Origin of the sequence: Cytobacillus sp. FSL M8-0252, assembly GCF_038007345.1 — a bacterium.
In the GTDB taxonomy this organism is placed as follows: Bacteria; Bacillota; Bacilli; order Bacillales; family Cytobacillaceae; genus Cytobacillus; species Cytobacillus kochii.
In genome coordinates this window covers 3251136-3274087 of the sequence record NZ_JBBOWZ010000001.1, presented here as the reverse complement: position 1 = coordinate 3274087, position 22952 = coordinate 3251136, and the positions used below count along the sequence as shown (strand labels likewise).

Genomic DNA, 22952 nt, shown 5'->3' with positions numbered 1-22952 from the left:
TCCCCCTATTTATTCGTTTAGTAAGGGGTTATATATATGCAACGATATTTTGTGAATCATAGAGAAAATGATCATTTTTTTATTACAGGTGATGATTATCACCACATTACCCGTGTAATGAGGATGAATGTAGGTGACGAAATTATTTGTGTAGACCCTGACGGAAAAGCAGCTCAATGTAAACTGGTTAACATTACCTCTGAAGTGGTAGAGTTAGAAGTTGTACAATGGATAGAGAAAAATGTCGAATTACCTGTTGATGTTACCATTGTGAGCGGATTGCCTAAAGGGGATAAGCTCGAATGGATAATACAAAAAGGCACCGAACTTGGCGCCCATCGGTTTATCCCTTTTATGTCAGCTCGTTCCATTGTAAAGTTAGACGAAAAAAAGGCGAATAAAAAGAAAGATCGTTGGCAAAAGATCGCTAAAGAAGCAGCCGAGCAGTCTCATCGCATCATAGTACCACATGTGTATGGACCACAGTCCTTACAGCAGTTACTAGAAATAAGTAAAAATTATGATTATAAATGTGTCGCTTATGAAGAAAGTAGTAAACAAGGTGAATCATCGGCTTTTCACCAAGTACTCAAGGGTATGTCCCGGGGAGACTCTTTATTATTTATTTTTGGGCCAGAAGGTGGCCTGACAGAAAAAGAAATAACGCTTTTAGAGGATGAAGGGTTTATTTCTTGTGGATTAGGACCAAGAATATTAAGAACTGAAACAGCACCTTCCTATGTACTTTCAGCTGTTTCTTATCATTTTGAATTAATGGAGTGAAGATATATGCCATCAGTAGCTTTTCATACACTTGGTTGTAAAGTAAACCATTATGAAACAGAAGCCATCTGGCAATTGTTTAAAGAAGAAGGATACGATCGTGTCGGTTTTGAATCTACCTCTGATGTGTATGTGATTAACACATGTACGGTTACGAATACTGGTGATAAAAAAAGCAGACAAGTCATTCGTAGAGCCATTCGGAAAAATCCGGACGCTGTCATTTGTGTAACAGGATGCTATGCCCAAACATCTCCGGCAGAAATCATGGCCATCCCAGGTGTGGATGTTGTCGTTGGAACACAAGACAGGAAGAAAATGTTAGGGTATATTGAGCAATATAAAAGTGAACGTCAACCGATTAATGGTGTCGGAAATATTATGAAAAATCGGGTTTACGAGGAACTAGATGTTCCGGCCTTTACAGATAGGACGCGTGCTTCATTAAAAATACAAGAAGGTTGTAATAACTTCTGCACTTTTTGTATCATTCCTTGGGCTCGTGGCTTAATGAGATCTAGAGACCCCAAAGAAGTGATTCATCAAGCGCAACAATTAGTGGAGGCTGGTTACAAAGAAATTGTCTTAACCGGGATACATACTGGCGGTTATGGCGAGGATCTTAAGGATTATAATCTAGCTATGCTACTAAAGGATTTAGAAGAACAGGTTAAAGGCATTAAACGGATTCGTATATCCTCTATTGAGGCGAGTCAAATTACGGATGAAGTGATTGAAGTAATTAGAAACTCTAAGGTTGTTGTCCGTCATCTGCATATTCCGATTCAATCAGGATCGGACACAGTATTAAAAAGAATGCGTCGAAAGTATACGATGGCGTTTTTCGCTGAACGTATTGAGCGTTTAAAAGAAGCCTTACCTGGTTTAGCAGTTACTTCAGATGTCATTGTCGGTTTTCCTGGTGAAACAGAAGAAGAATTTATGGAGACGTATGATTTTATTAAAAAACATAAATTCTCAGAGCTTCATGTTTTTCCTTATTCAAGTAGAACAGGCACACCAGCAGCACGAATGACTGATCAAATTGATGAAGAAGTTAAGAATGAAAGAGTTCATCGCTTAATTCATTTATCTGATCAACTAGCGAAAGAGTACGCAAGTCGCTTTGAAGATGAAGTACTCGAGATCATCCCTGAAGAAAAATACAAAGATGCGCCAGACGGGAATTTGTATGTAGGCTATACGGATAATTACTTAAAAGTGATTGTGCCTGCAACAGAAGAGATGGTAGGTAAATTAGTCAAAGTGAAGATAACAAAAGCAGGTTATCCATATAACGAAGGGCAATTTATTCGTGTCATGGATGAGATGAAAGAAAAAGCAGTATAAACGATTAGAGCTGACCGTTCATTGACCGGTCAGCTTTTTTTACTGCATTTTTATTCCGTAAGAAAAATAGCCGGAGTAAGGTAAATGGTGAATCTAGGAAAACGAATGAAACCCTAAGTAATTCTTTATTTTAGGTGATCCCTTAATAGGTTATTTTTCAATTTTATTCGGATTCTTTATCTTGTCGATTTTTTCTTAAGTAATAGATATAAATGATTGGAATTAGGCCACAAATAAATAGAATAGCACCCACAATTACTCCATTCATGATAGAAAATCCTTGTGTGAGAGATACAAAAAAACCAACAACTGTTGTAATCAAAATAAGAATTACTAATGAAATAATTAGACTTTTCCGGGGGTTTATCTTATTATCTTCATGGTCTGCACTAATACTCATTGATAAATAGGCTGAAACAACTGCGGTTATTATAAATACTGTCCATAGTGGGTTTTTTCTCATTTCATCTAACCCACCTGTAACTAAGTCATAACCTAAAATTCCAAGAATTCCAATGGTCTGGATGATAAATGCAATACGTATATTTTTTAAATTTTGTAGAACTAAACGTTCATCTGTGATTTTTTTCATATATTATCAGCCTCCTTTTTCTATCCAAAATACTTCATCTAAAGTTTTATTAACTGCGTAACATATATCCAAACATAACTTGAGAGAAGGGTTATACTTACCCTTCTCAATTAAACTGATGGTTTGGCGAGTAACACCTATCTTTTCTGCAAGTTGTTGTTGTGTTAAATCTACTTGTATACGAGAAATCTTAACCTTATTATCCAAATATTGTATCACTCCTTTTATAAATCGTAACATATATTTTACATTTTTCAATATATATATTACATGAATAATAGCTTTTCAATATAAGGATAATAAAAGTCCTGGGAATAAATAATGTCCTTAACATCTTGTAAAACAGTCTTATTATCTTTTGGAACCTAAATTAAAACAGTTTTTCTCATTTTACTAAAGAGAATCTCGATATTTCATTCATAAAATGATATGATAACAGAGGTACGGACAACTAGCAGAAGAAATTAAGTATAAAAGCATTTTATAAAAAAAGGAGAGTTCATTGATGACAAATAATATAGCAAAAATGATTGATCATACATTATTGAAGGCTGATGCAACGGTTGAGCAAATTAATACTTTATGTAACGAGGCAAAAGAGAACGGTTTTGCTTCTGTATGTGTAAATCCAACATGGGTTTCACAAGCGGCTAAACTTTTACAGGGATCAGATGTGGCTGTTTGTACAGTCATTGGCTTCCCTTTAGGTGCATCGGATAAAGAAGTTAAATCTTTTGAAACAACACAAGCCATCAAACAAGGGGCCACAGAAGTTGATATGGTTATTAATATTGGCGCACTTAAAAGTGGGAAATTAGAAGTTGTGGAGGAGGATATCCGTGCAGTTGTGGAAGCGGCAGATGGTAAGGCTTTAACAAAAGTGATTATCGAAACTAGTTTGTTAACAGATGCTGAAAAAGTAATTGCATGTCAATTGGCTGTTAAAGCAGGAGCGGATTACGTTAAAACATCAACTGGTTTCTCAACGGGTGGCGCGACTGTTGCTGACGTGAAATTAATGAGAGAAACGGTAGGTCCCGATATTGGCGTCAAAGCTTCTGGTGGAGTGAGAAGTGCAGAAGATGCACAAGCAGTTATTGATGCTGGTGCGACTAGAATCGGTGCAAGCTCAGGCATTGCTATCGTAAATGGATTAACAAGTACAACAGATTATTAATCTAGTTGTTGAAAGAGAGGCGGACATTCTGAATGTTCGTCTCTCTTTTTAACTGTGGTGTATATTAGCACAACGATATTCACTACTTTTTACGGTCATGTAGGCGAATAATCAAGTCACTAAAAGGTTTGGCAAAAGGTAGAACGAGAAGTGAAGTAATGACATTAAAAAGGACACCAACATGAGCAAGTTGCCTATCAATTTGGTCTGCTGAACCAATACCGAAATTTGTTAGCAGCTCAATAAAAGGATAGAAGAGAAGAACACCTATAATATTCAACCAAATGTGAGCATAGGCAGTTAACTTTGCTTCTCTACGTCCACCGATACTAGCGAGATATGCGTCAGCGCATGTGCCGATGTTGGAACCAAGCATAATAGCAATCGCTGTACTAAGGTCCATCCCACCTGCTGTTAAAAATCCCATTAGAATACCTGTAGTGGCAGTGCTTGACTGGATAATCGCAGTAAGAACAATACCGGTTATTACGGCTAATAATAGACTTTGATCTAATGTAATAAGAAAATCTTTTACCCATGGGGTTTCTTTAATGGTAAAAGCTAAATGTTCAAACCCCCTCATAGCAGCAAATACGCAAGCAATACCCATTAATCCAATGCCGATACTCTGAAAGGATCGCCTCCTGATGAATGCACATAACATGCCGATTATAGCAATCGGTAAAATAAAAGATTCTATATCGAAAGTAATTAACTCCGTTGTGATAGTGGTGCCAATGTTTGTCCCTAAAATAATACCAATCGTTTGGCGGAAAGTAAGTAAGTGTACGGCAACTAAACCAATGGTAATAATCATAACTGCGGAGCTACTCTGCATAATAGCAGTTAAGATAATGCCAACCATCATCCCTTTAAGAGGTGTATTTGTAAACTTAGTTAACCAGCGTTTAGTTGAATCTGCTGATAAATAGAATAGCCCTTTCCGCAATAAAGTCATGCCAAAAATAAAAACAGCAATCATTATTATAAAAATGAGTAATGAAGTCATGCTTTGTCCCTCCTAGGAAAGCATATGGTGAAAAATTGAGGGACATGCATAGGAAGAATCAAAAAATTAAATAATAAAAATAAATAAGACAAACGTACATTTATCTTTAAACAGCGAAAGACTAGGTGAAATACAGTTGACCTCACACCGCTGTTATATTATAATTGCAAAGTACATGGTATTCCATGTTGACATGTAAGTGTGTTGTGCTCGGAGGGAGGGAAAGAGAATGTCTAAAACCGTCGTTCGTAAAAACGAATCGCTTGAAGATGCTCTTCGTCGCTTCAAACGTTCAGTATCAAAAACTGGTACTTTGCAAGAAGCAAGAAAGCGCGAATTCTACGAAAAACCAAGTATCAAACGTAAGAAAAAGTCTGAAGCTGCAAGAAAGCGCAAGTTTTAAGAGAGGGTGTATGTAAGTGAGTCTTCTCGAGCGTTTAAATGAAGATATGAAACAAGCGATGAGGAACAAAGAAAAAGATAAGTTAACTGTGATTCGGATGATCAAAGCTTCATTGCAAAATGAGGCGATCAAGGAAGGAAAAGATCTTACCGAGGATCAGGAACTTACTGTCCTTTCTCGCGAAGTAAAGCAACGCAAGGATTCCCTCCATGAATTTGACAAGGCAGGTCGTGAAGATCTAGTTGAAAAAATTCGTACTGAATTACAGTACGTAGAGTTATATATGCCTGAGCAGCTCTCTGATGAAGAGGTATCTGCTATCGTCAAACAAACCATTGCCGATACAGGCGCTACATCGAAAGCTGAAATGGGTAAAGTGATGTCAGCCATTATGCCAAAGCTAAAAGGTAAGGCAGACGGTGCACTTATTAATAAACTTGTACAACAACACCTTTCATAAAAAGATGTACGGAAAGACCGGAGCTTTCGAGCTTACGGTCTTTTTATTTTGTCTAAAAGATGCCATACTAGTAGTAAGGTTTCTTTTATATATATTACATAGTCACACTTTTTTACTTTATGTAATTATAAATAATCAAAATAAGAAAAGAAAAATGAAACCTTTTCACGCGTCAGCCGTATAACTATCATAGGTATTTCTGTAAAAGGGGGGAGGGGAGAAGAGAATGAGAAAAGCGACAATCATCCTTTCATTTTTATGGGCATTTTTCGTAATGATGACACCGATCAGCAAGGCTGATAACGAGGTTGTGTATGTCGTACCAATAGAAGATACTGTTGAAAAAGGATTGCATGCTTTTATCAATAGAGCGGTGACTACAGCTGAAGAAAATCAAGCAAGTGCGATTATTTTCGAAGTAAACACGCCTGGCGGTGAAGTAGAAGCAGCTAAGGAAATTGGCAGAGTATTAACATCTACAAATATTAAAACGATTTCATTTGTAAATAAACAAGCATTGTCAGCTGGTGCGTATATTTCATTAAACATGGATGAGATTTATATGACGCCCGGGGCTACAATGGGATCGGCGGCGATTATCGACCAAGAAGGCAACACAGCTGACAAAAAAGCAGTTTCAGCATGGTTATCTGCTATGACTGCAGCTGCTGAACAAAGTGGGAGAGATCCAGAGATTGCTCAAGCAATGGCAGATGATTCAATCGATCTACCTGAATTAGGTGCACCAAAAGGAAAGCTATTGACATTAACTGCTAGTCAAGCAGACGAGGTAGAATATTCAGAAGGAACATTTGCTACGCAAGCAGAGCTTTTAGAACATTTAGGTTATGAAGATGCAGAAGTAAGGTCTATCGAGGAAAGTTTTTCTGAGAAATTGGCTAGATTCATTACACATCCAATCATCGTGCCTATTCTTCTTTCTATAGGAAGCATTGGATTATTGCTAGAGCTCTATTCTCCTGGTTTTGGTATTCCAGGTATAATGGGACTCACAGCTCTTGGTTTATTTTTCTATGGTCATATGGTTGCTGGATTTGCCGGGTATGAATCACTCATTGTATTTATTATTGGAATTGGGTTAATTATCGCAGAGTTTTTCCTCCCAGGTGGTATCGCCGGTGTGTTGGGGATTGCTGCAGTAATTGGGAGTTTATTCATGGCTGGGGCTGATGTGCAACAAATGGCAACCTCCATTATGATTGCGGCTATATTATCTATTGCGGTTTCTATTCTAATGGTAAAGGTGTTTGGTAAAAAAATGAAATTTTTCAAAAAACTAATTTTAAGCGATTCTACAAATACTGAAAGAGGATACATCTCAAATAAATCCCGTTCAGAGCTAATTGGAAAACAAGGTTATGCTTTAACAGGGTTACGTCCATCAGGAACGATTGTCATTGAAAATGAAAGAATTGATGTCGTTAGTGAAGGTGGATTTATTAAAAAAGATGCAAAAGTGGAAGTCATAAAAGCAGAGGGCTCGAGAGTAGTCGTCCGTGAATTAACAAATTTAGATAAATAACCAAGTATTTTAGGAGGTAATTGAATGGAACCTATTTCTATTATGACGATCGTAATTGTGGTATTAGCAATTATTGCTCTTGCCATACTCTTCACATTCGTACCAGTTATGCTGTGGATCTCAGCATTAGCAGCAGGTGTTAAGGTAAGTATTTTCACCCTTATTGGAATGAGATTAAGACGAGTAATTCCAAGCCGCGTAATTAATCCATTAATTAAAGCACATAAAGCAGGATTAGAAGTTCATACCAATCAACTTGAAAGTCATTATTTGGCAGGTGGTAATGTAGATAGAGTAGTGAATGCTTTAATTGCAGCGCATCGTGCCAATATGGAATTAAGTTTTGAAAGAAGTGCGGCGATTGACCTAGCTGGTCGTGATGTACTTGAAGCAGTTCAAATGAGTGTTAATCCAAAAGTAATTGAAACACCATTTATTTCTGGTGTAGCGATTAATGGTATCGAAGTGAAAGCAAAAGCAAAAATTACTGTAAGAGCCAATATTGACCGACTAGTCGGGGGTGCTGGAGAAGAAACAATCATTGCCCGTGTTGGTGAGGGGATTGTCTCTACAATTGGTTCATCTACAAGACATACAGAAGTATTGGAAAACCCAGACATGATCTCTCAAACTGTCCTTGCTAAAGGGTTAGATGCTGGTACAGCATTTGAAATTCTATCCATTGATATAGCTGATGTGGACATCGGTAAAAACATTGGTGCAGAATTGCAAACAGAGCAAGCGGAAGCTGATAAAAATATTGCCCAAGCCAAAGCGGAAGAACGTCGTGCAATGGCTGTTGCCAAAGAGCAAGAGATGAAAGCGAAAGTTGAAGAGATGAGAGCGAAAGTTGTGGAAGCAGAATCTCAAGTTCCTTTAGCGATGGCAGATGCATTAAAAAGTGGCAATATTGGCGTGATGGATTATATGAATATCCAAAATATTGAAGCTGATACAGAAATGAGAGACTCGATTAGTAAAGTATCAGATGACTCAAAACAAGGGCCGAAGAAAGATTGAATGTCCTAATCGGACTCACCTCTAGAGGGGAGTGTTGTATCTCATGATTGATTTTTTGTTGGAAAATCCTTTATTATTGGTTTTTCTTATCGGGATCATTACTTCCTTATTTGGTAAGAAAGTAAATGACCAGCAGTCAGACAAACAGAAGCAGCCACGTGGAAAGTCTGTCGAAGAGCAAGAAGAAGCTAGGCGTCAGATGATGGATGCAGAGAAACAAGAAGAAGGGCCACCTGTTTATGATCGCAACGAAGAGAAGTTAAAACGCTACGCGAAGGCTACTATGCAAGAAGCTGGTGTAGAAGTCTCGGATCGTAAAAAAGAAGCAGAAGAGCGACTGGCTGATTTAAGAAAACAAAAAGAAGAAGCGCAAAAACGAGCAAGTGCCTTCCTTTCAGCAACAAAAAATAAAAATGTGGCCAATAACAATGTAGATCAACCTAGTATGAGAGTCTCTAATAAACAATTAGTTGACGCGGTTGTTTGGTCAGAAATTCTCGGACAACCGAGATCAAGGAACCCACATCGAACGATGAAAAGAAAATAAAATTTGCTGTTGAATTCAGTGCTAGAACCATCCTTTCTCTCATACATATGAGATGAAAGGGGGTTCTTTTTTTATGGCAAAAAAATGGGGAGAACGACTAAGAAGCTGGATGACAAAAAATATGGAACTTCCTCAAGATGTCATGATGGATTTGCCCCGCATTACTATGATTGGACAAATTCATATTTATATTGAGAACCACCGCGGTTTACTTGGTTTTTCAGATAAAGAAGTAAGGTTGTTACTAGAGCATGGTCAACTGCTCATTAAAGGGAATAACTTTGTTATTAAAACAATTATGCCTGAAGAAATCTTATTGCAAGGAACAATTGATCAAGTTCTTTTTGTAGCTGAGTAAATTTGATGTGGGAAGGGTCGCTATTCTATTACAAGGTTAGCGATTTCCACCTGCTCAAATATGAGGAGGATAAGATGAAAAATCAATGGCTCTTTTTTTTAAAAGGAATCGTCACAGTTAGGACAAGCGGTAGAGGAAGTGAAAGATTTTTAAATACTTTAACGAGAGCTGGTGTATCCATTTGGAATGTTAAAGCCCATGGAAGCCAAGTGCTTACATTTCAAATGAAATTAGATGATTTACCGACTTTAAGACAATATGCAAGAAGTGCCGACTGCAAATTTGAGTTTGTCGGCCGCAAAGGATTGCCCTTCATGAAAAAGCGTATGCTAAGGAATAGTGGATTCTTATTAGGGGCAATAGCTTTCTTAGTTGTAGTTATTTTGTTGTCAAACATGGTATGGGGGATCGAAATTAAAGGAGCAAATCCAGCAACAGAATATAAGATGGAAAAAGAGTTAGAGAAAATTGGTGTAAAAAAAGGGAAGCTACAATTCTTTATAGATACACCTGAAGGTATACAACGGTATTTAACAGAAAATGTGAATGAAATTACTTGGGTCGGTGTGGAGTTGAAAGGGACAACCTATCATCTTCAAGTGGTAGAAAAAAATGAACCAAAGAAAACAGAGTTATTAAGTCCGCAGCATTTAGTGGCAAAGAAAAAAGGAACCATTATCGGTATGTTTATTGAAGAGGGAGAAGCAAAGGCGAAAATTAATGACTTTGTAAAACCAGGTCAATTATTAGTTTCAGGCCTAATTGGAAATGATGAAAGAAAGAAGATAGTGCCTGCCAAAGGGGAAGTATTAGCGGAAACGTGGTATAAAGCGAATGTAGCTTATCCATTAGAGAAAAAGTCCAAAGTATACACTGGTGATCAAAAAGTGAAAAATATATTGGAGCTTGGATCATTAAAGATTCCTTTTTGGGGCTTTGGAAATATAGGTTTTGACCACTATGTAAAGGAAGAGGACAAGCGGCAAGTTAAATTTCTAAAATGGGAGTTACCGATTGCAGTTACAAAAAACATCTACAGAGAAGCAGAAGAGATGACACAAGTTTATACAGAAAAAGAGGCGATTGTAGAAGCGAAGAAATTAGCTAGAAGTAAAATTAAAAAGCAGCTAGATGAAGATGCTACCATTAAAGGGGAAAATGTTTTGCACCAAACGATAGAGAATGGTAAAGTTAAATTATCAATACATTTCCAAATTATTGAGAATATTGCTGAGGAACAACCAATAATCCAAGGAGATAAAGAATGACAGAAGATTTAAAGACATTAAATGTACAATTTGAAAACCCAAATGAAGCCATTGCCCTCTTAGGTAATGGTGACACAAATATTAAACTAATTGAACAACAGTTATCGGTATCAATTGTAACAAGAGGCGAATCTGTTTATGTATCAGGTGAGAAAGAAACTGTGGCCATTGCAGGTGACGTAATTGAGCAACTTCTTTACGTTATTAGAAAAGGTATTCAAATTAGTGGTAGGGATATTATTTACGCATTAGAGATGGCAAGGAAGGGTACACTAGAATATTTCAAAGAACTTTATGAAGAAGAAATAATGAAAAATGCAAAAGGTAAATCGATTCGAGTTAAAACCTTAGGTCAGCGCCAATATATTATGGCTATGAGACAGAAAGATTTAGTTTTTGGTATTGGTCCTGCAGGAACGGGAAAAACCTACTTAGCTGTTGTAATGGCAGTGAATGCCCTTAAGAATGGACAAGTGAAAAAAATTATTCTTACTCGTCCAGCTGTAGAAGCAGGAGAGAGTTTAGGGTTTTTACCAGGTGACTTAAAGGAAAAGGTCGATCCGTATTTACGTCCTTTGTATGATGCGCTTCATGATATACTTGGAGCAGAGCATACAGAAAGGTTAATTGAAAGAGGAACAATTGAAATTGCCCCACTTGCTTATATGAGGGGACGTACGTTAGATGATGCTTATGTTATTTTAGATGAAGCGCAAAACGCAACACAAGCGCAAATGAAAATGTTCTTAACACGTTTAGGTTTTGGATCAAAAATGGTTATTACTGGTGACAAAAGCCAAATCGACCTTCCTCGTGGGGCTAGATCGGGTCTCGTGGTAAGTGAACAAATATTAAATGGTGTTTCTGGAATTGGTTTTATTCATTTAGAACAAAGTGACGTTGTCAGACACCCGCTTGTTGCAAAAATCATTCAAGCATACGAAGAAAATGCTGAATAAATGGCTGTTTTAGCAACACAATCAGGAACAAATTCTGCTTTTTGAATCAGAGTTTGTTCTTTTTTATCGTGAACTATAAATGATCCGACATTATGATTATTTTAATGATACATATCTTATTAAAATAATCATAAATGGGAAGAACTTGTAAGGTGAAATGCTTAAGCCAAAAGTGGGGTATGTGAATATGTAAAGGAATAATACTCGCTCTTTCTTGATTTCTGCTGACAATCTCTCGAGCTAGGAGTGATTGTTATTTGGAGTATATGGAAGAATAGGGTAAGATAAGGATGATTACATATTGTCATCAATTAAAAATATTAGTGTAATTTTGAAAAAAAACTGTTATGATTTTACATAATTAAGGAAGAAAAGAATTTCTCAGAGATACTTAGGATTGGAGGTCTCGTTAATGGATAAACTCCATCACTACATACATAAAATTAGAAATTTATTAAAAATGACATTTGTGAGGGTTTTGCTCTTTGTTCTACTTGGAATCATTATGTACGCAACAATGTTTTCAAATGTACGGCCAGAGAAATTGGAATTAAGTCTTTTTTCTGTAGCAGAGCAAACGATTCGTTCGCCGGTTACGATTGAAGACAAAGAAAGTACCGAAAAGAAAAAGAAAGAAGCTGAAAACCAGGTTGAGGACGTTTATGTTGTAAAAAAAGAAATTGCACAAAACCGAGTGGATCTCATAACATCAATTTTTGATACCGTTTCTGCAGTAAATGAAGAAGCAGCGGAGGAAAACGAGCAAGCTTCAGAAAAGGCGAAAGAAAGTGAAAAGGATGAAAAACCAAAGCTTGTTAGTCTTGATGAGAAACTTGAGCGCACAAAATCACAATTAACAGAAGAAGTAACGAAGGAAATCTCAGATAGCGTATTGAGAACGTTATTAGAAGCCAGCCCTAATCAATTATCAATTGCAAAAGATGTTACAATTACAGAGATTAATCACGTTATGCAACAAAGGATCCCTGCTGATGGGGTAGAGAATGCTAAAAAACGTGTGCAAGATCAAATTAGCTTAACATCACTCAACAATACTTTAAAAACTGCGATGGTGGAGCTTGGTAGGTATGCTATTTACCAGAATGAATTTTACGCTCCGGAGGAAACGCAAGAGAAACGACAAACAGCTGTTGAATCTGTTGAACCAGTCAAAATATTACAAGGGCAAATACTTGTTGAGCAAAATCAACTCATAAGTAGGGAAGTCTATCGTCAACTTGAACTAGTAGGCATGTTAGATAATGAGAATTCTATCCAACCATTTATTGGACTAGCGCTAGTTGTTCTCATCATTCTAGCAGCCACATATTATTATTTTTATGAGCTTGATAAGCCACAAGAAGTAAAGCAAAATTTCTTATTAGTCTATAGTATTGTTTTCATCATTTCCTTACTACTAATGAAGGGGATTAGCTATATACAGGCATTTGAGTATTCTGATATACTCTATATATTTCCTGCTGCAATGGGTTCGATGTTGATTAAAATACTTATTAGTGAAAAACTTGCCCTTTATTATTCAGTAATTATTGCTATTTGTGGCTCCCTTATCTTTAATGGGTCTATTACTGGAAGTTTTCATGTGACTGCTGCCATTTATATAACTTGCAGTGGAATAGCGGGCGTATTATTTTTAAGTAAACAAAACCAACGATCAAAAATTTTACAAGCTGGCTTACTTGTTTCCGTTGTAAATATTCTAGTGATTTTAGCACTGCTATTGCTAAGAAATGGTCAAGTGGATCTTGTAGAGTACAGTTTTTATATGGTTTCTGGATTTATATCAGCCATTTCCGCAGCTGTTTTAACAATCGGGTTCTTGCCATTTTTTGAGGCAGGCTTCGGTATTCTTTCTGCAATGAAGCTAATAGAGCTATCGAGCCCTAATCATCCGCTCTTAAGAAAGATTTTAACAGAGGCGCCTGGAACATATCACCATAGTGTAATGGTTGCTAATCTGTCAGACTCTGCCTGTGAAGCTATTGGTGCCAATGGACTTCTAGCGAGAGTTGGTTGCTATTATCACGACATAGGGAAGACAAAAAGGCCACAATTCTTTATCGAAAACCAAATAAACATAGACAACCCACATGATAAGCTGCCACCATTGACGAGTAAAAATATTATTATTGCACATGCGCAAGATGGTGCTGATTTGTTAAGAAAGCATAAAATGCCAAAAGAAATTATTGACATTGCTGAACAACATCATGGCACGACTTTACTTAAATTCTTTTACTACAAAGCAAAAGAAAGTGGAGTTGAAGTGAAAGAGGAGGATTTTCGCTATCCTGGTCCAAAGGCACAAACAAAGGAATCGGCTGTGATCGGTATAGCTGATAGCGTTGAGGCAGCTGTGCGCTCGATGTCTCATCCTACTCCAGAACAAATTGATGGTCTTATTCGTAAAATCATTGCTGACCGACTGCAAGATGGGCAGTTAAACGAATGTGATTTAACATTAAAAGAGTTAGAGGTTGTAGCAAAATCATTTAATGAAACATTGAATGGTATTTTCCATTCACGAATTGAATATCCAGAAATGACGAATCAGAAGGTGACACAAGCATGACATTACACATTGACTTTATTGATGAAACAGAAGGACTTACAGAGACGCAAACAAGAGAGATTGAAAACCTTCTACAATTTGCAGCTGTAAAAGAAGTGGTTGAAGAAGATACGGAGATTTCTATTACGTTTGTTGAAAATGAGCGCATACAAGAAATCAATCGTGAATATAGAAATAAAGACAAGGCTACAGATGTGATTTCATTTGCAATGGAAGAAATGGGGGAAGGGGAAATCCCTCTTATCGGAGAAGGGTTGCCTCGCATGTTAGGCGATATTATCATCTCTATTCCTAAAGCAGTGGAACAAGCAGAAGAGTATGGACATAGTTTTATGAGAGAATTAGGATTTTTATCTATACATGGTTTCCTACATTTACTTGGATATGACCATGAAACAACCGAGGAGGAGAAAATAATGTTTACTCGGCAAAAGGAAATTTTAGATGAATTCGGATTACAGAGATAAAAATTCACGTAAAAAACAATCATTAGTCTCGTCATTTTATTTTGCATTTATCGGGGTCATTACCGCTTTAAAAGCGGAACGAAACTTGAAAATCCACTTTGTGATGACAGTACTAGTCATTTTTTTCGGTATTATTTTTGAATTGACTAAAACAGAATGGCTGTTGATAGGTTTTGCAATAGCTGGGATGATTGCACTTGAGTTAATGAATACAGCTATAGAGCGTGTCGTTGATCTTGTGACAACAGAGCAGCATCCTTTGGCGAAGCAAGCAAAAGATATTGCAGCTGGAGCAGTTCTTATTTATGCCGTTTTAACCGTGATCATTGGCCTTTCTATTTTTTTACCAAAGATCCTTTAAGTGTATAGCCGCAATTGCGGTTATATGCTTTTTTTTGCTTTTTAAAACCATTTGCTTTATTTGTTTTAAATAAGTACAAGATAGTATAAAAATTAGTTTGATTCATGAAAAATAGATTTTCATTTTCTTGATTTCAGTGAAATGAAGATAAAACCGTTTGTATAGTAAGCATGATTAAGCTAAAATGACAGAGCATAAGAAATTTATTAAATGGGCTTATTTACTGAAAATTCAATTATTTTATTACAAAATGACAACAACCCATGATTTTACAAAAAAAATAGTGTAAAATAAAAGAAGGCAATCGGCCATTTCAGAAAGGAAGAAACAATTGAACATTGATAAACTAATCGAAGAAGCGAAAATAGCAAGGGACCGGGCATATGTACCGTATTCAAAATTTAAAGTTGGTGCTGCACTTTTGGCAGTAGATGGTACAGTTTTCCACGGATGTAATATAGAGAATGCCGCATATAGTATGTGTAATTGTGCCGAAAGAACGGCGCTTTTTAAAGCATATTCTGATGGCGTAACAGAATTTAAAATGTTAGCAGTTGTTGCAGATACAGACAGACCTGTATCACCATGTGGCGCGTGCAGGCAGGTAATCTCTGAATTATGTTCAAAAGAGATGCCGGTGGTTCTAACAAACTTAAACGGAGATACACAACAATTAACAGTAGAGCAACTATTACCAGGAGCTTTTTCATCGGAGGATTTACATGAATAATCAACAAGGACATCAATCAGGGTTTATTTCCATTATCGGCAGACCAAATGTAGGAAAGTCTACACTACTTAACCGTGTCATTGGACAAAAAATTGCGATTATGAGTGATAAACCACAAACAACAAGAAACAAAGTACAAGGTGTGCTCACAACAAATGATGCACAGTATATTTTTATCGATACACCAGGAATTCATAAGCCTAAGCATAAATTAGGCGATTTTATGATGAAAGTTGCACAAAATACGCTAAAAGAAGTCGATGCCATTATATTTATGGTGAATGCTGAAGAAGGGTTTGGCAGAGGGGAAGAATTCATTATAGAAAAGTTCCAATCAGTCAAAACACCTGTTTTTCTTGTCATCAATAAAATTGACAAAATTCACCCAGATGCACTATTGTCTGTCATTGAATCTTATAAAGAGAAATATAACTTCTGTGAAATTGTGCCGATATCCGCTTTAGAAGGAAATAATGTTGATCGCCTTTTAGAGCAGCTTAAGGAATATTTACCAGAGGGGCCGCAATACTATCCTGCTGATCAAGTAACAGATCATCCGGAGAGGTTTATTATTTCCGAATTGATACGAGAAAAGGCTTTACATTTAACCCGAGAAGAGATTCCTCACTCATTAGCGGTTGTAATTGATAAGATTGAGCGGCAAGAAAAGAAGGATATCATTCATGTCATGGCTACGATTATTGTAGAAAGAGATTCTCAAAAGGGTATTGTTATTGGTAAACAAGGGAAAATGCTCAAAGAGGTCGGACAACGAGCAAGAGTAGATATAGAAAATCTCATGGGAAGTAAGGTTTTCCTCGAATTATGGGTGAAAGTTCAAAAAGATTGGCGTAACAAAATGACCCAGTTAAGAGACTTTGGATTTAGGGAAGATGAATATTAAACCTGTCAACATAGGTTATTGGTGAAATCAAAGAATTATGCATCCATTTAATTAACAATTTTTTCGTCTTATGATTTTCAGAAGACAGGCTATGATAAGAGTATAGATTTAATTGCTAGTAAAAACACAATAAAGGTGGGGTTATCTATGAAAGATTTTACCTGGAAAGTGTTTTCCCAAACAGGTAATATTGACACATATCTTCTTTTTAAAGAAATTGAAAAAGATTACCATGATATACCCGTAGAACAAGATGAAGAACTAGCAGAATTTGATTTTCCGATTTCATAGGTTGTCATCGTATAAGGATGGTGACATCGATGCTTGAAAAATGTGAAGGCATTGTCATTAGAACAGTCAATTATGGCGAAACAAATAAAATTGTCACACTCTTTACAAGAGAGTGGGGAAAGGTTGGTGTGATGGCACGCGGCGCAAAAAAGCCAAATAGTCGGCTTGCTGCTGTCACCCAGCCTTTTACTTATGGCACTTACTTAATACAAAGAAGCAGAGGGCTTGGGACCCTTCAACAAGGTGAAATTTCACTTTCGATGCGGAGCATAAAAGAAGATATTTTCCTTACAGCTTATGTAAGTTACATAGTAGACTTACTGGATAAAGGAACGGAAGAGAAGAAGCCTAATCCTTATCTTTTCGAACTTGTATTTAGATGCATACAAGCAATTGATGAAGGATATGATGCTGAGATTCTAACACATATTTTCGAAATGAAAATGCTCGGCTTATTTGGCTTATATCCTGAGCTTAATCATTGTGCCGTCTGTCAACGAACGGAAGGAACATTTGCTTTTTCTATTAGCCAAAATGGCTTCATTTGTCATCATTGTTTGGATAAAGATCCCTATCATTTAAAGCTTTCTCCTGCTACCGTTAGATTACTTCGCATTTTTTATTACATGGACTTGTCAAGGCTTGGGAATATATCTGTAAAAGAACAAACCAAACTTGAATTGAAAAAGGTAATAGAAACATACTATGATGAGTATGCAGGCTTGCAATTAAAAACAAAAAGGTTTTTAAATCAAATGAACAATATGAAGGGTTTCATGCAATAATAAGTAAAAGTAAGCTATTGACTTTCGAAAGAAATTCAGCTATTATTTCATTAAATTATAGCTATGTTTAGCAATGAAGGAGAAAAGTACTTCACTCCCTCTATACAAGCGACTCTAGGAGAGTGTGAGCTAGGGAATAGAAAGTGAACGAAGGGCGCTCTGGAGCAACAGGTGAAGTAAAAGAGGCTACGTAAAAGTAAGTAGCAAATAGGGTGGAACCGCGGGTTAACTCTCGTCCCTATGTCTTAATTAAAGGCATAGAGACGAGAGTTTTTTATGCTTTTAAAAGAAAAAATACTTGTCGAAAAGCAAGTGTTTATCTAATGTAGATACCGGTCTTTGGTGACTGAAAAGGAAAGAAAGAGGTGGCTTATGAATATTCAAAATATGATTTTAACGTTGCAAAAGCATTGGTCAGATCAAGGATGTATCTTGATGCAAGCTTATGATACTGAAAAAGGTGCGGGTACAATGAGCCCGTATACATTTTTAAGAGCGATTGGACCTGAACCGTGGAACGTTGCTTATGTAGAGCCTTCTAGAAGACCAGCAGACGGCAGATATGGTGAAAATCCAAACCGTCTCTATCAGCATCATCAATTCCAAGTAATAATGAAGCCTTCACCAGATAATATCCAAGAGCTTTATTTAGCTTCTTTAGAAGCATTAGGTATTGATCCGTTAAAGCATGATATCCGCTTTGTTGAAGATAATTGGGAAAACCCGTCTTTAGGCTGTGCTGGACTCGGTTGGGAAGTATGGCTTGATGGTATGGAAATTACGCAATTTACTTACTTCCAACAAGTCGGAGGATTAGAGTGTAAGCCTGTTTCTGTTGAGATTACATATGGTATTGAAAGGCTTGCCTCTTATATTCAAGATAAGGAAAATGTATTTGAATTAGAATGGACAGAAGGTTTTACTGTCAGAGATATTTTTGGGCAACCCGAATATGAGCATTCAAAGTATACATTCGAAACTTCAGATGTAGATATGTTATTTAATCTCTTTAATATTTATGAAAAAGAAGCTCATCGCCAAATGGAGGTGGGACTCGTTCATCCTGCATATGATTATGTTCTTAAGTGTTCGCACACATTCAACTTATTAGATGCAAGAGGAGCGATTTCTGTCACTGAGAGAACGGGCTATATTGGTCGATGTCGTACACTTGCTCGAAAAATTGCTAAAACCTTTTATGAAGAACGTGAGAAATTAGGATTTCCGATGATACAAGAAAAGGAGGGGGAAGACCATGAGTAAACAAGATCTCCTATTAGAAATTGGCTTAGAAGAAATGCCAGCCCGTTTTGTAACAGATAGCATGAACCAATTATCGGATAAAGTAAAGGCTTGGTTAGTAGAAAAAGGTATTCAATTTTCAGGGATGAAAGCATACTCTACGCCTAGAAGATTAGCTGTACTTGTAGAAGATGTTGAGGAAGCACAGGAAGATGTCCATGAAGAAGCAAAAGGCCCGGCAAAAAAAATTGCACTGAATGACCAAGGTGAGTGGACAAAAGCAGCGATTGGCTTTAGTAGAGGTCAAGGAGCGACGCCTGATGATATTTTCTTTAAAGAAATTAAAGGTGTAGAATATGCACATGTTAAAACCTTTACTAAAGGACAAGAAACGCTGAAATTACTTCCTGAATTAAAAGAGCTCATTCTTTCTATGCATTTCCCAAAGAATATGAAATGGGCAGACAAAGAAATGCGCTTCATTAGACCAATTAAATGGTTAGTGGCAATGTTCGGTGAAAAGGTGGTTCCTTTTGAAATAACAGATGTACAAACAGGTAATACATCTAGAGGACATCGTTTTTTAGGAAAAGATGTTATTATTACGAATCCTAAATCATACGAAAAAGCTCTGCTTGCAGAATATGTGATTGTAGATGCTGTGGAAAGAAAAGAAGCTATTCGTAAGCAAATCGATAAATTAGAAGAAGAACAAAATTGGCTCGTCCCAATTGATGAAGACTTACTTGAAGAAGTAAATAACTTAGTAGAGTATCCTACTGCTTTATTCGGCAGTTTTGAAGAGGAGTATTTATCATTACCAGAGGAAGTGCTTGTGACTTCGATGAAAGAACATCAGCGTTATTTTCCTGTTAAATCGAAAAGTGGAGACTTATTGCCTCAATTTATAACAGTGAGAAATGGTGGCCACGAACATTTGGATAATGTCGCTCGAGGAAATGAAAAAGTGCTACGAGCAAGATTATCAGATGCAGCATTTTTCTATAATGAAGACCAAAAAACATCCATTGAAACTTCTTTGAAAAAATTAGAAAAAATCGTTTATCATGAAGAACTTGGAACGATGTCTGAGAAAGTAGGACGTGTACGAGCATTAACGAATCATATCGCTCAATTATTATCACTTTCATCAGAGGATAAAAAAGTAGCAGACAGGGCTGCAGAAATTTGTAAGTTTGACCTTGTGACACAAATGGTTTATGAATTTCCAGAACTTCAAGGGTTCATGGGTGAGAAATATGCCTTGCAAAAAGGAGAAGATGCTGTAGTAGCTCAGGCTATTAATGAACATTATATGCCAAGAAACGCACATGATTCTACTGCAAAATCTGTCCCTGGAGCGATTTTATCTATTGCAGAAAAATTAGATACGATTGTTTCTTGTTTTGCAATCGGGATTATTCCAAGTGGTTCACAAGACCCGTATGCGCTAAGAAGACAAGCGACTGGAATCGTTCAAACATTGTTGAATATGAATTGGGAGATTTCGTTTGAGGAGTTAATTAATCAAGCTATCCACCTTACAGAAAATGCTGGCATTAATAAGCAAGAGAATGAGAAAATAAAAGAAGAGTTAATAGCCTTTTTCCGCTTAAGAATAAAGTATATATTACAAGAAAAAGCCATTCGCTATGATTTAATTGATGCTGTGTTAGGCAGTGCATTAACATCGGTCCCAGCGATTATTGAAAGGGCGAAAGTTCTTCATTCAAACAAGGATAATGACAGTTTCAAGGGTGAAATAGAAGCATTAAGTAGGGTCTTGAATATCGCTCAAAAAGCAGAAAGTATGGAAGATGTTCAAATAGAGCTATTTGAGAATGAAGATGAGCTTAAGCTATATAATAAATACATTGAAGTAAGAAATAACCTTGATGAAACAACGAATGCAGAGGTTTATTTTAACTATCTTATATCATTAAAACCAGAAATTGATATGTATTTTGAACATACAATGGTAATGGCTGAAGATCCAAAAGTGAAAGCGAATCGTTTAAGCTTTATGGCCCATTTAGCAACGATGATACAATCGTTTGCACAAATGAATCATATACTTGTGAAATGATTTAAATGGAAAGAACCGTTAAATGCTGCCATATGGTTCTTTCCACCCTTTCTCATTTACTTCAACAAGCAAATTCTTTTCATTTCTGAGAAATAGTATATAATAATTATATAAAAGTATAACCTTATTGCTCGTTCATAATTTGCTTATTTGGGGAAACGTCTACATATGCATAGGTTTACTTAGAAGACGCTCCAACTCAAGGTGGTGAGATCAATGGAACTCAATAAACGGCAGGAAAAAATATTAGAAATAGTGAAAGATAATGGTCCAATTACAGGGGAACATATCGCTGATCAATTACATTTAACAAGAGCTACGCTTCGTCCGGATTTAGCTATTTTAACAATGGCTGGCTATTTAGACGCAAGACCAAGAGTAGGATATTTCTATACAGGAAAAACGGGTGCTCAACTTTTAACTGAGAATATGAAAAAGTTATTTGTGAAGGATTATCAATCAATTCCAGTTGTTATTAGTGAAAATACTTCAGTTTATGATGCCATTGTCACAATGTTTTTAGAGGATGTTGGCACATTATTTGTAGTTGACAAGGACTCTTTACTTGTAGGTGTATTATCTAGAAAAGATTTGTTAAGAGCCAGTATCGGAAAGCAAGAGCTCGGCGCACTACCAGTAAATATCATTATGACGAGGATGCCAAATATCACAATGTGTAAGAAAGAAGACTTACTTATTGATGTAGCGCAACAACTCATTGATAAGCAAATTGATGGTATGCCCGTTGTGAAGGAAGCTGATAAAGGCTTTGAGGTTATTGGAAGAATAACAAAAACTAATTTAACAAAAGCATTTGTTGCACTAGCGGGTGAATAAGTAAAGCTCAAATAAGGAGTTGATTATGCTAGTATGGGTAATATGCCAATTATTTATGTAGTTTCTGATTCTGTTGGTGAAACGGCTGAGCTTGTCATAAAGGCGGCTGCAAGTCAGTTCAATAATGGGGATGTAAGAATTAAACGTTTTCCATACGTCGAGGAACAAGCTCATATCGATGAAGTGGTCGCTTTAGCTAAACTCGACAAAGGATTCATAGCATATACGTTAGTGAAGCCACATATACGTAATTATATGCTTGAAACAGCTAAAAAAGAAAATATCTTCGCCTACGATATTATCGGGCCGATAATGGATCAAATTCAAAATAATTATGGAAATGAACCATTGTATGAACCGGGTGTAGTGAGGAAATTAGATGATGATTACTTCAAGAAGATAGAAGCAATTGAATTTGCCGTTAAATATGATGATGGTAGAGATCCTAGGGGGATTTTAAAGGCTGATATCGTTTTAATAGGGGTCTCTCGGACATCGAAAACACCATTATCACAATATTTAGCTCATAAAAGGTTAAAAGTGGCGAACGTGCCGCTTGTACCAGAAGTCGACCCTCCTGAAGAGTTATTCCTCGTACCAAAAGAGAAGTGTTTTGGTTTGAAGATTAGCCCGGAAAAATTAAATCATATTAGAAGAGAAAGGCTTATTTCTTTAGGACTTAGTGATAGCGCAAGTTATGCAAATATAGAAAGAATTAAAGATGAGATTTCATATTTTGATCGCATTGTAAATCAGATAGGTTGTTCAGTGATTGATGTAACAAACAAAGCGGTTGAAGAAACAGCAAATCTTGTACTAGATCATTATCGTAAAAATCTTTTAAAGGATTAGCACATAATGTAATTGATTATGTGCCTTTTCTTTGTACATTCCAGATTAAAATGTATGCCATTGCCATTTTGCTGAATAAATAGGCTAGCGCTAGTAGAAACATTCTATATAAAACATATGTCTGGAAATTATCTATTTTATATATTATAATAAAAAATCGTGATAAAAAATGATAAAATAGGTTTAGACTTGACTTTTAACGAATAAACTATTTATTGGGAGAAGTCAAGGGAATTATATAAAAAAAATTCGACAATCCTTCCATTATAAAGAAATTTCTTTATAAGGAGGAAATACTGGAGTGATGTAGAATTATAAGAACATCAGACGAACCA

General features: G+C 36.4%; 25 protein-coding genes. 22 read left to right on the top strand and 3 right to left on the bottom strand.

What is annotated here, in order from left to right; translation table 11 throughout:
- Positions 1-36 precede the first annotated feature (36 nt).
- On the top strand, positions 37-783 hold the full coding sequence (locus MKX83_RS16480; protein ID WP_281202237.1) for a 16S rRNA (uracil(1498)-N(3))-methyltransferase: 747 nt from the start codon (positions 37-39) through the stop codon (positions 781-783).
- A gap of 6 nt (positions 784-789) precedes the next feature.
- The gene (gene mtaB, locus MKX83_RS16475; RefSeq protein WP_095372512.1) at positions 790-2133 is read left to right on the top strand and encodes a tRNA (N(6)-L-threonylcarbamoyladenosine(37)-C(2))-methylthiotransferase MtaB; all 1344 of its coding nucleotides are present in this window, start codon (positions 790-792) and stop codon (positions 2131-2133) included.
- A gap of 163 nt (positions 2134-2296) precedes the next feature.
- Here the strand turns inward: mtaB and MKX83_RS16470 are convergent, their stop codons facing one another.
- Positions 2297-2725 (bottom strand): hypothetical protein, encoded by a 429-nt coding sequence (locus MKX83_RS16470; protein WP_095372513.1) that lies wholly within the window; start codon positions 2723-2725, stop codon positions 2297-2299.
- Positions 2726-2731: 6 nt separating this feature from the next.
- Entirely contained in the window at positions 2732-2932 is a 201-nt protein-coding gene (locus tag MKX83_RS16465; protein WP_157733932.1) for a helix-turn-helix transcriptional regulator, read from the bottom strand.
- 298 nt (positions 2933-3230) lie between these two features.
- Between MKX83_RS16465 and deoC the strand changes: the two genes are divergently transcribed.
- Complete coding sequence (deoC, locus tag MKX83_RS16460; RefSeq protein ID WP_095372515.1) at positions 3231-3902, top strand: deoxyribose-phosphate aldolase; 672 nt, start codon at positions 3231-3233, stop codon at positions 3900-3902.
- An 82-nt stretch (positions 3903-3984) separates the two neighbouring features.
- On the opposite strand, the gene MKX83_RS16455 is transcribed toward deoC, so the two are convergent.
- Positions 3985-4911 (bottom strand): Na/Pi symporter, encoded by a 927-nt coding sequence (locus MKX83_RS16455; protein WP_095372516.1) that lies wholly within the window; start codon positions 4909-4911, stop codon positions 3985-3987.
- A gap of 229 nt (positions 4912-5140) precedes the next feature.
- Between MKX83_RS16455 and rpsU the strand changes: the two genes are divergently transcribed.
- The 19 genes from rpsU to MKX83_RS16360 all read left to right on the top strand — a co-directional run bounded on the left by rpsU (position 5141) and on the right by MKX83_RS16360 (position 22617).
- Positions 5141-5314, top strand: coding sequence for a 30S ribosomal protein S21 (gene rpsU / locus MKX83_RS16450; protein ID WP_066201342.1), 174 nt, complete (start codon positions 5141-5143; stop codon positions 5312-5314).
- A 16-nt stretch (positions 5315-5330) separates the two neighbouring features.
- Positions 5331-5774, top strand: a complete 444-nt coding sequence (locus MKX83_RS16445) for a GatB/YqeY domain-containing protein (protein ID WP_095372517.1) — start codon at positions 5331-5333, stop codon at positions 5772-5774.
- 226 nt (positions 5775-6000) lie between these two features.
- Positions 6001-7317: an NfeD family protein gene (locus MKX83_RS16440; protein ID WP_095372518.1), complete on the top strand. Its 1317-nt coding sequence runs from the start codon at positions 6001-6003 to the stop codon at positions 7315-7317.
- Positions 7318-7341: 24 nt separating this feature from the next.
- A complete protein-coding gene (gene floA / locus MKX83_RS16435; protein WP_095372519.1) occupies positions 7342-8337 on the top strand; it encodes a flotillin-like protein FloA in 996 nt (331 codons plus the stop codon).
- 43 nt (positions 8338-8380) lie between these two features.
- Entirely contained in the window at positions 8381-8884 is a 504-nt protein-coding gene (locus MKX83_RS16430; protein WP_095372520.1) for a hypothetical protein, read from the top strand.
- A 73-nt stretch (positions 8885-8957) separates the two neighbouring features.
- A complete protein-coding gene (gene yqfC, locus MKX83_RS16425) occupies positions 8958-9242 on the top strand; it encodes a sporulation protein YqfC (RefSeq protein WP_095372521.1) in 285 nt (94 codons plus the stop codon).
- 74 nt (positions 9243-9316) lie between these two features.
- A complete protein-coding gene (gene yqfD, locus MKX83_RS16420) occupies positions 9317-10510 on the top strand; it encodes a sporulation protein YqfD (RefSeq protein ID WP_095372522.1) in 1194 nt (397 codons plus the stop codon).
- Positions 10507-11469 carry a PhoH family protein gene (locus tag MKX83_RS16415; RefSeq protein WP_095372523.1) on the top strand — a complete coding sequence of 321 codons (963 nt, stop codon included), beginning with the start codon at positions 10507-10509 and terminating at the stop codon, positions 11467-11469. Before yqfD ends, MKX83_RS16415 begins: the two co-directional genes overlap by 4 nt.
- A gap of 412 nt (positions 11470-11881) precedes the next feature.
- Positions 11882-14062: an HD family phosphohydrolase gene (locus MKX83_RS16410; RefSeq protein WP_095372524.1), complete on the top strand. Its 2181-nt coding sequence runs from the start codon at positions 11882-11884 to the stop codon at positions 14060-14062.
- Complete coding sequence (gene ybeY / locus MKX83_RS16405) at positions 14059-14529, top strand: rRNA maturation RNase YbeY (RefSeq protein ID WP_341056571.1); 471 nt, start codon at positions 14059-14061, stop codon at positions 14527-14529. Before MKX83_RS16410 ends, ybeY begins: the two co-directional genes overlap by 4 nt.
- Complete coding sequence (locus MKX83_RS16400; protein ID WP_341051610.1) at positions 14507-14890, top strand: diacylglycerol kinase family protein; 384 nt, start codon at positions 14507-14509, stop codon at positions 14888-14890. Before ybeY ends, MKX83_RS16400 begins: the two co-directional genes overlap by 23 nt.
- A 331-nt stretch (positions 14891-15221) precedes the next feature.
- On the top strand, positions 15222-15620 hold the full coding sequence (locus MKX83_RS16395) for a cytidine deaminase (RefSeq protein ID WP_224935947.1): 399 nt from the start codon (positions 15222-15224) through the stop codon (positions 15618-15620).
- Positions 15613-16524: a GTPase Era gene (gene era, locus MKX83_RS16390; RefSeq protein WP_307312867.1), complete on the top strand. Its 912-nt coding sequence runs from the start codon at positions 15613-15615 to the stop codon at positions 16522-16524. Before MKX83_RS16395 ends, era begins: the two co-directional genes overlap by 8 nt.
- 147 nt (positions 16525-16671) lie before the next feature.
- On the top strand, positions 16672-16815 hold the full coding sequence (locus MKX83_RS16385) for a YqzL family protein (protein WP_095372529.1): 144 nt from the start codon (positions 16672-16674) through the stop codon (positions 16813-16815).
- 29 nt (positions 16816-16844) lie between these two features.
- Positions 16845-17600, top strand: coding sequence for a DNA repair protein RecO (recO, locus tag MKX83_RS16380; RefSeq protein WP_095372530.1), 756 nt, complete (start codon positions 16845-16847; stop codon positions 17598-17600).
- Between the two features lie 372 nt (positions 17601-17972).
- Complete coding sequence (glyQ, locus tag MKX83_RS16375; protein ID WP_095372531.1) at positions 17973-18863, top strand: glycine--tRNA ligase subunit alpha; 891 nt, start codon at positions 17973-17975, stop codon at positions 18861-18863.
- Positions 18856-20928, top strand: coding sequence for a glycine--tRNA ligase subunit beta (gene glyS, locus MKX83_RS16370; protein WP_341056566.1), 2073 nt, complete (start codon positions 18856-18858; stop codon positions 20926-20928). Before glyQ ends, glyS begins: the two co-directional genes overlap by 8 nt.
- Before the next feature lie 216 nt (positions 20929-21144).
- Positions 21145-21765 (top strand): helix-turn-helix transcriptional regulator, encoded by a 621-nt coding sequence (locus MKX83_RS16365; RefSeq protein WP_225230375.1) that lies wholly within the window; start codon positions 21145-21147, stop codon positions 21763-21765.
- A 33-nt stretch (positions 21766-21798) separates the two neighbouring features.
- The gene (locus MKX83_RS16360) at positions 21799-22617 is read left to right on the top strand and encodes a pyruvate, water dikinase regulatory protein (RefSeq protein ID WP_095372534.1); all 819 of its coding nucleotides are present in this window, start codon (positions 21799-21801) and stop codon (positions 22615-22617) included.
- Positions 22618-22952 lie beyond the last annotated feature (335 nt).

Excerpts from the sequence above, each read along its gene's own strand:
- MKX83_RS16480 (WP_281202237.1), top strand. The coding sequence starts at position 37 with ATGCAACGATATTTTGTGAATCATAGAGAAAATGATCATTTTTTTATT.
- mtaB (WP_095372512.1), top strand. The coding sequence starts at position 790 with ATGCCATCAGTAGCTTTTCATACACTTGGTTGTAAAGTAAACCATTAT.
- MKX83_RS16470 (WP_095372513.1), bottom strand. The coding sequence starts at position 2,725 with ATGAAAAAAATCACAGATGAACGTTTAGTTCTACAAAATTTAAAAAAT.
- deoC (WP_095372515.1), top strand. The coding sequence starts at position 3,231 with ATGACAAATAATATAGCAAAAATGATTGATCATACATTATTGAAGGCT.
- MKX83_RS16455 (WP_095372516.1), bottom strand. The coding sequence starts at position 4,911 with ATGACTTCATTACTCATTTTTATAATAATGATTGCTGTTTTTATTTTT.
- rpsU (WP_066201342.1), top strand. The coding sequence starts at position 5,141 with ATGTCTAAAACCGTCGTTCGTAAAAACGAATCGCTTGAAGATGCTCTT.
- MKX83_RS16440 (WP_095372518.1), top strand. The coding sequence starts at position 6,001 with ATGAGAAAAGCGACAATCATCCTTTCATTTTTATGGGCATTTTTCGTA.
- floA (WP_095372519.1), top strand. The coding sequence starts at position 7,342 with ATGGAACCTATTTCTATTATGACGATCGTAATTGTGGTATTAGCAATT.
- MKX83_RS16430 (WP_095372520.1), top strand. The coding sequence starts at position 8,381 with ATGATTGATTTTTTGTTGGAAAATCCTTTATTATTGGTTTTTCTTATC.
- yqfC (WP_095372521.1), top strand. The coding sequence starts at position 8,958 with ATGGCAAAAAAATGGGGAGAACGACTAAGAAGCTGGATGACAAAAAAT.
- yqfD (WP_095372522.1), top strand. The coding sequence starts at position 9,317 with ATGAAAAATCAATGGCTCTTTTTTTTAAAAGGAATCGTCACAGTTAGG.
- MKX83_RS16415 (WP_095372523.1), top strand. The coding sequence starts at position 10,507 with ATGACAGAAGATTTAAAGACATTAAATGTACAATTTGAAAACCCAAAT.
- MKX83_RS16410 (WP_095372524.1), top strand. The coding sequence starts at position 11,882 with ATGGATAAACTCCATCACTACATACATAAAATTAGAAATTTATTAAAA.
- ybeY (WP_341056571.1), top strand. The coding sequence starts at position 14,059 with ATGACATTACACATTGACTTTATTGATGAAACAGAAGGACTTACAGAG.
- MKX83_RS16400 (WP_341051610.1), top strand. The coding sequence starts at position 14,507 with ATGAATTCGGATTACAGAGATAAAAATTCACGTAAAAAACAATCATTA.
- era (WP_307312867.1), top strand. The coding sequence starts at position 15,613 with ATGAATAATCAACAAGGACATCAATCAGGGTTTATTTCCATTATCGGC.
- MKX83_RS16385 (WP_095372529.1), top strand. The coding sequence starts at position 16,672 with ATGAAAGATTTTACCTGGAAAGTGTTTTCCCAAACAGGTAATATTGAC.
- recO (WP_095372530.1), top strand. The coding sequence starts at position 16,845 with ATGCTTGAAAAATGTGAAGGCATTGTCATTAGAACAGTCAATTATGGC.
- glyQ (WP_095372531.1), top strand. The coding sequence starts at position 17,973 with ATGAATATTCAAAATATGATTTTAACGTTGCAAAAGCATTGGTCAGAT.
- glyS (WP_341056566.1), top strand. The coding sequence starts at position 18,856 with ATGAGTAAACAAGATCTCCTATTAGAAATTGGCTTAGAAGAAATGCCA.
- MKX83_RS16365 (WP_225230375.1), top strand. The coding sequence starts at position 21,145 with ATGGAACTCAATAAACGGCAGGAAAAAATATTAGAAATAGTGAAAGAT.
- MKX83_RS16360 (WP_095372534.1), top strand. The coding sequence starts at position 21,799 with ATGGGTAATATGCCAATTATTTATGTAGTTTCTGATTCTGTTGGTGAA.